The organism is Gilliamella sp. X-60 (assembly GCF_057063585.1).
Genome location: NZ_JBXSQJ010000026.1, coordinates 34,420 through 41,496, shown reverse-complemented (window position 1 = coordinate 41,496; position 7,077 = coordinate 34,420). Strand labels below are relative to the sequence as shown.

The following is a 7,077-nucleotide window of genomic DNA, read 5'->3' as shown; positions in this document are numbered from 1 at the left end:
TAAAGTGGATAGTGTCGATGGTAAAGTCACCATTACCGCCAAAGACAACCTCACGCTCATTTGCGGTGGCTCTTATATCAAAATCAGCGGTGAAGGCATTGAACTGGGTACACAGGATAATATCTATTTTAAATGTAATGTCTTCCAGAAGATGGGGCCGAAAGCACTTGATATCTCTACAGTAAATTTACCACAACTTATTACAGAACATGGTATTAAATTTCACTTTGTCGATGATCAAGGCGGGGTATATGCTAATGAACCCTACATTGCCGTGTTACCCGATGGCAAAGAAATACATGGCATAACCGATAAAGAAGGCAAAACCAAAGCTTTCTATACTGATTCTCCAGATTCAATTGATGTGCAATTAACTCGATTAATATAAGGAAATCAATATGAAGAATAAAAAGCAGGGATCATTTACTACAGCTAACACTAACCAAGTTGGAGCTAATGGTGAGGTTGCTGTACATAAACAAGTGATTAAACGTCCTGATGAAGTTATATTGACTATAGGTGTATTTTTTGACGGTACAGCGAATAATTCATTTAACATCTCAATGCGTGAAGAGTATCAACAAGCGCTAGCCCGCGGCGAAACACCTGAAATCACTTTCCCAGTGTTCAATACCAGTTACACCAATGATCATTCGAATGTCTATAAATTATATCAAATGTATCAGTCTGATCTTAAAAAAGATCTTGCGAAATTACCAAAAGATAAAAATGGTGTGGCACATTATCAATTGAGCGTTTATATAGAAGGTGTCGGTAGCCGAATTGGTGAAAGTGATAGTAATATTGGTTTTGCCACAGGCCTTGGTGTAACGGGAATTAAAGGTAAAATAAACCGAGCTATAATCGAAATTAAAAAAGAGTTAAAGACTTTTTTGGGTAAAGCCCCTAAAACACGTATTCAACAAATTAACTATGATGTATTTGGCTTTAGCCGAGGTGCGGCAACCGCCCGCTACTTTACCAACTTTGTTGCTGATAAGTTAAATGATAAAGATAAACAAGGCAATAACAACCCGCTAACCAAAATGTTAAAACAGGCGTTAGAGGGCAAAATCAGTGACCATTGGCAAGGACATGCCAATGGACATGTCCATTTTTTAGGTATTTTCGATACCGTGGCAGGAATTGGTCGACCCGAAAATTTATTTGATGCGGGCGATGCTAACACTTTTGATATCGATATCCATATTCACCCCGATTCGACTGATGCAGGATTACATATTCAGGCCGCGCACGAATATCGGCATAACTTTTCGCTCAATGATGTGCCTAATTATTTTAAAAAAGTAAGCATGCCGGGTGCGCATTCGGATATTGGCGGTGGCTACCCCAATCACGATATTGAAGAAAACCTTTATATTACCAAAGTTTATCAACATGATAATCTCTATTTAGGTCAACCATCCAATATTAAGCAAAAGCTACAAAAAGCGCTCGTAAAAATCCAACAACATCCTGACTTGCACTACCTGTTTTATGGTTTAAGTGAAAATAACTTCTACCAATGGACAACCCCAGTAAAATACGATAACAATAACTACACCAACGCCTATGGCGTAATTCGTGTTAGGCGGCAAATAAAATTTGGTCTTGACCGAGTTGCTTTAAGGATTATGTATAATGAGGCGGTAAAACAAAATTGTAAATTTATCCCTTTTTGGGATATTTACGTTATCCCGAATGAATTACAAAGCGTGGCCAATAAAATCATCAAAGCTGCCGATAGCTATCAAACCTATCAATTGACGGAAGCTGAAAAGCGGTTAGTGCTGAACAACTATACCCATTGCTCGGCTGAATATGAACGCTATTTTTATACTAGACCAGCCGAAAAAGAACTAATCGACAAAAACACTGGTCAAATAGTTAAAATCACTTGGCCGGCAAAAAAAGAAAAAGAGCAGGCAATAACAGGATTACTGCAAGTTCACCAACCACACCTTACCCACCACGGTGATTGGCAACGGTTAATCCACCCCGATCAATAAATAGTAAGGATTTTATATGTTAAAAAAATTTATCACCAGCTTCAGTTTGGTACTGCTAATAAGTGGTTGCCATACACCATTTACACATAACAACGTGGACCTTAATTTGCCGCAAAAACCTTACAGTGAATGGCGTATTGGTGGGAGTTATCCACACTATTTCCAATCGATAGTATTTTCAACCATGATAAAGACCCAATCAAACAAATATAAAATCATTGATATAGTTGCGCGTAATAATCAAAATTATGAAACCCCTGGGCAATGGCAGACAGAATTCGGTTATAGTAATTTACCGGTTTATTCCGATTTGCCAGAAGAATTTTATATTTGTTGGTCATCCTTTGCCGATCAAACTTTTTATCGCACTAAATTAGTGGTGCCATTATGGGCTAGGCAAGAGATGGCAACACCACACCATTTTTATTCCGAAGCCTATGATAAAAATGAGATTGGTTATAACGATACCATTATTATTGGTTTTGCCCCAGGCGGCAGTGTGACCGGTTGGGTTACAGGGCTTGCTCATCCAGATGCAACGGCAATAGAATTTGGTAAAGGAGTCACTGAGCGAATCCCGCAAGGGTCGGATGTTTGCCCCAATCCATACCCAAACGGTAAAATAACCGAAATCACCCCTGAAGCTAAAGCTTGGCTAAAAAAACACGGCATGCCTAAAGAGTGGCAAGAAAAATATAATAATGTCACCATGGGACAATATCTCAAACTAAAAAATTCACCCAATTTTTAAAATTGTAAGTATAAATAATGGGTAATAATGAAGAATCATGGTACAAGTTTAAATAAAGCATCTTCATCATTTGTTAATTGATATTTAAAGGAAGGATTACGCAGAAGCTGGACGGCGGAGTTGATAGGGCATTTACTGGTGAAATATGAAAGCGAATGGTATGCCGATGAATCGTTAAGAAAATGGAATGAAGTTGATGAGCTGTTTGAAGAAGAAAAACAACAACAAAAAGCGCTTATCGAAGCGGGATTAGATGAGCTGGGCATCACCGAGCCTTACCTCCGTGATTTTGCCTTAGACGTAGTGGACGAAGCGCATAAACATGTCAAATCAAACTGGCAACTTGAAAAAGTGCAGCGCATTAAACCATCACTGTGGTGGAAACAAGTGGCACAGGCACAAGCGCAAACTCAAAATCAAACAACCAGCACAGAACAAAGCAATGCGAATACCAATACCCCTAAACTGTCCAATCTATCCGCAGACGGCAAGGCGTGGTTTATTCATCCGGTAGCGATGATGGATTATTTTAATATTGAAACGGCAAAACTCTGGCATGAACCTTTAGAAAATCCACAAAGGATGTATTACAATTTTAGTGGTGCGGATAGGGCTCAAAATGGTGATTTTGGTATCGTTCGAACTCGTTTAGATAAAAATAACCCTAAAAATACAATATTTTGTGCTCATGCTGGTTTAGATATCTTTGCCGATATAAATACACCTTGTTATGCCTGTTTAGATGGTGAAATAATGCAATATAAAAATGAGGGGAATAACGGATACGGCAATATATTAGTCCTTAAAGTTAATGGTGAGGATTTAAGAAAATTACGAAATGATACTACCCTTGAATTTCGTAAAGACGGTGAAATTGAGCAAGCCAAGGATTTTAATATTAATGCTGACCATTTTTATTTGCGCTATTGTCATTTAAGTGATAAACGTGCTGACTTAGAAGTGGGTGATAAAGTTAAGTCTGGCGATACCGGTAATGCAAAAAAATGCCTTAATCCTCACCTACATTTTGAAATTGCAATGAAGATAACAGGTAACCGCTCTACCGCATATGATACGCAAACCAATAGATTAGGCTTTAAAATTAATCCTGCGTTATTTGTTAATTTACAGCCAATAGATAAAGATGAACAGACAAAAGTAAAAGAGCGAAGAGTTAACAAAAAATAATAAGAAAGTACAATGTAAACAAAGTAACAATATCCAAAAAATAAGGAATATCAATATGAAGTATATAAAGTGTATATTGCTGACCCTATTCTTAATCCCCACTACCAGCCATGCCATTTTTCGCATTTATACTGGCAATATTGGGCAAGATAACGCCGAATTTTATTTTGATGGTGAATATGCTTTTTATATTGCTGGTAAAGAGCACCAAATTAAACATTTAAGTTTTATAAGCGAAAGAGAACGTAATGATAAGTTTAATTTTAAAATTACTTAAGCAAATTCTTCTTTTAAAAACATATTAGATAAAATATATATTGAAAATTTTGATGATGTCACTTTTTATCATGGGACTGAAGCCTATCAAAATCTCACAGGCTACACCCTTAACGGAGACAAAGTAAATTTACACAAAATATTTGAATATAATACCATTGATGAACGAACATGGCGGGAAGTAGAATTTAACAATATCGAATTTTTACAGAATCATAGTTCCAAAGCTTTTTATTTTAAAGTGATGGTTTCTAAACTCAAAATATCGACTGGCAACGTAGTCGGTATCAAAATATATCGCAAACATGATGGTAAGCTTATTCAAACCATTACCGGCATCGACGGGTGTGATTTTCTTGGCCATGTTAATATCTCGAATCACGAAAACTCTGATTATAATTTTGATGGTGATAATAATGATTTTAGTCTTATTAAAGACAGATATCATGGGCCCAATACCACCGCAGAATATTATGTTTACGACAAAACACAACAACAATTTGTCAAATTAAATCTCGATGGTAATGATTTTCGTTTTGATCGCGAAGCAAAGACTGCCACTAGCTATAAAACCTGCCCAAGTAAAAAAGAAAATGATCATATATCGCTAACCGATAATTTTCAATACATAGGCAATAATCGTTACAAACGGGTCAAACCGAATGCCTGTATAAATCGGGGGAATATCTGAACGAAGACAATAATCAATTTGAATATAAAAAACAAAGGGCGTGCAGACCTAAAGAAATAAAAGATTGTCGAAATTATATTGATAATAATGATTATGATAGTTATTAATGGCACGGAACTAATTATGTAGCTGAACTCATTCGTGGCGGAAAGGGGCAAGGCTTATATTGCCGAGAAAATTATTGAAAGGAAAGCTGATTCTCGAATTTAGAATGTTAAAATTAAAAAAGGTTGCTTGGCAATGCCAAGTAACCTCGTTGTGTATGATAAAACATCAAAAGCAAACTATTGACCCATGCGGCGAGTCAATTCGATAACACGAATTTTTGCCAATGCTTTTGATAGTTCTGCAGAAGCTTGAGCAAATGACATATCATCGCTTGGGTGATTGATATGTTCTTGCGCTTGTCTTACTGCTTCTTGTGCTCTTGCTTCATCTAGATCTTCGCCACGGATAGCGGTATCCGCTAAGATGGTTACGATGTTAGGTTGAACTTCTAAGATACCACCAGATAGATAGATAAACTCTTCTTCTCCATTCGTTTTCACAATGCCAACCATACCTGGTTTTATGGTTGTGAGTAGGGGAGTATGACCAGGATAAATTCCAAGTTCACCTTCTTTACCTGTGACTCTGATTCGCTGAACATCACCTGAAAACAGGTGAGATTCAGCACTAACAACTTCTAATTGATAGGAAGTTAGTGCCATAATACGATCTCCATTAATACGATCTGTTCTATGAATCTCTTAGAGAGATTTTGCCTTCTCAATCGCTTCATCAATTGAACCGACCATATAGAATGCTTGTTCTGGTATATGGTCATAATCGCCTTTCATGATACCAGTAAATGCACTTATCGTATCTTTCAATGGTACATATTTACCTGGTGAACCAGTGAATACTTCTGCAACAAAGAATGGTTGAGATAAGAAACGCTGAATTTTACGAGCACGAGCAACGATCAATTTATCATCTTCTGATAACTCATCCATACCAAGAATCGCAATGATATCTTTTAATTCTTGATAACGTTGTAAAATTGACTGAACGCCACGAGCACAATCATAATGTTCTTGACCCACTACTAAAGGATCTAATTGACGACTGGTAGAATCTAGTGGATCTACGGCCGGATAGATACCTAAAGAAGCAATTTGTCGGCTCAATACAATTGTTGCATCTAAGTGAGCAAAGGTTGTTGCTGGTGATGGGTCAGTCAAGTCATCTGCTGGTACATAAACGGCTTGGATTGAAGTGATCGAACCAGTTTTAGTTGACGTAATACGTTCTTGTAGTAAGCCCATTTCTTCGGCTAATGTTGGTTGATAACCTACCGCCGATGGCATACGACCTAATAATGCAGACACTTCAGTACCGGCTAAGGTATAACGATAAATATTATCGATGAATAATAAAACGTCTTTACCTTCGTCACGGAATTTTTCAGCCATAGTTAAACCCGTTAATGCAACACGTAAACGGTTTCCTGGTGGCTCATTCATCTGACCATAAACTAACGATACTTTATCAAGTACGTTTGATTCTTTCATTTCGTGGTAAAAGTCATTACCTTCACGAGTACGTTCACCCACACCAGTAAATACTGAGTAACCAGAGTGTTCGATAGCGATATTACGGATTAATTCCATCATATTAACGGTTTTACCTACACCCGCACCACCGAATAGACCCACTTTACCACCTTTAGCAAATGGACAAATTAAGTCGATAACTTTAATACCAGTTTCAAGTAACTCTGTTGAGTTTGCAAGTTCTTCATAGGTTGGTGCTGCGCGATGAATCGCCCAACGTTCTTCTTCGCCAATTGGACCCGCTTTATCAACAGGATCGCCAAGCACATTCATAATACGACCCAGTGTTTTAGTCCCCACTGGTACTTCAATGCCGTGACCAGTGTTTCTAACTTTAAGTCCACGCCTTAAGCCATCAGATGATCCCATTGCGATACAACAAACAACGCCACCACCTAATTGTTGCTGAACTTCCAGAACTAATTTTTCAGTGCCAGTTTCCACTTCTAATGCATCATATACCTTTGGTACTGCATCTTCTGGGAATTCGACATCAACCACCGCACCGATGATCTGGACAATCTTTCCAGTAGCCATTTTTAATCCTCTACGTCTTTTTCTTAACTA

Annotated in this window: 8 protein-coding genes; 6 read left to right on the top strand and 2 right to left on the bottom strand. The window is 37.6% G+C overall.

What is annotated here, in order from left to right; translation table 11 throughout:
- The 6 genes from ACYIAM_RS11630 to ACYIAM_RS11605 form a co-directional block, all read left to right on the top strand.
- The coding region (locus ACYIAM_RS11630; RefSeq protein ID WP_483748370.1) for a DUF2345 domain-containing protein at nt 1-388 on the top strand (388 nt) is incomplete at its 5' end.
- Between the two features lie 10 nt (nt 389-398).
- Complete coding sequence (locus ACYIAM_RS11625) at nt 399-2,009, top strand: T6SS phospholipase effector Tle1-like catalytic domain-containing protein (protein ID WP_483748369.1); 1,611 nt, start codon at nt 399-401, stop codon at nt 2,007-2,009.
- A 16-nt stretch (nt 2,010-2,025) separates the two neighbouring features.
- A complete protein-coding gene (locus tag ACYIAM_RS11620; protein WP_174796805.1) occupies nt 2,026-2,760 on the top strand; it encodes a DUF2931 family protein in 735 nt (244 codons plus the stop codon).
- Nucleotides 2,761-2,898: 138 nt separating this feature from the next.
- On the top strand, nt 2,899-3,948 hold the full coding sequence (locus ACYIAM_RS11615) for a M23 family metallopeptidase (RefSeq protein ID WP_483748368.1): 1,050 nt from the start codon (nt 2,899-2,901) through the stop codon (nt 3,946-3,948).
- A gap of 55 nt (nt 3,949-4,003) precedes the next feature.
- Nucleotides 4,004-4,225: a hypothetical protein gene (locus tag ACYIAM_RS11610; protein ID WP_483748367.1), complete on the top strand. Its 222-nt coding sequence runs from the start codon at nt 4,004-4,006 to the stop codon at nt 4,223-4,225.
- Between the two features lie 243 nt (nt 4,226-4,468).
- Nucleotides 4,469-4,915, top strand: a complete 447-nt coding sequence (locus tag ACYIAM_RS11605; protein ID WP_483748366.1) for a hypothetical protein — start codon at nt 4,469-4,471, stop codon at nt 4,913-4,915.
- 284 nt (nt 4,916-5,199) lie between these two features.
- Here the strand turns inward: ACYIAM_RS11605 and ACYIAM_RS11600 are convergent, their stop codons facing one another.
- A complete protein-coding gene (locus tag ACYIAM_RS11600; RefSeq protein ID WP_174796801.1) occupies nt 5,200-5,625 on the bottom strand; it encodes a F0F1 ATP synthase subunit epsilon in 426 nt (141 codons plus the stop codon).
- A 39-nt stretch (nt 5,626-5,664) separates the two neighbouring features.
- Nucleotides 5,665-7,047 (bottom strand): F0F1 ATP synthase subunit beta, encoded by a 1,383-nt coding sequence (gene atpD / locus ACYIAM_RS11595; protein ID WP_174796800.1) that lies wholly within the window; start codon nt 7,045-7,047, stop codon nt 5,665-5,667.
- Between the last annotated feature and the right edge of the window lie 30 nt (nt 7,048-7,077).

Excerpts from the sequence above, each read along its gene's own strand:
- ACYIAM_RS11625 (WP_483748369.1), top strand. The coding sequence starts at position 399 with ATGAAGAATAAAAAGCAGGGATCATTTACTACAGCTAACACTAACCAA.
- ACYIAM_RS11620 (WP_174796805.1), top strand. The coding sequence starts at position 2,026 with ATGTTAAAAAAATTTATCACCAGCTTCAGTTTGGTACTGCTAATAAGT.
- ACYIAM_RS11610 (WP_483748367.1), top strand. The coding sequence starts at position 4,004 with ATGAAGTATATAAAGTGTATATTGCTGACCCTATTCTTAATCCCCACT.
- ACYIAM_RS11605 (WP_483748366.1), top strand. The coding sequence starts at position 4,469 with ATGGTTTCTAAACTCAAAATATCGACTGGCAACGTAGTCGGTATCAAA.
- ACYIAM_RS11600 (WP_174796801.1), bottom strand. The coding sequence starts at position 5,625 with ATGGCACTAACTTCCTATCAATTAGAAGTTGTTAGTGCTGAATCTCAC.
- atpD (WP_174796800.1), bottom strand. The coding sequence starts at position 7,047 with ATGGCTACTGGAAAGATTGTCCAGATCATCGGTGCGGTGGTTGATGTC.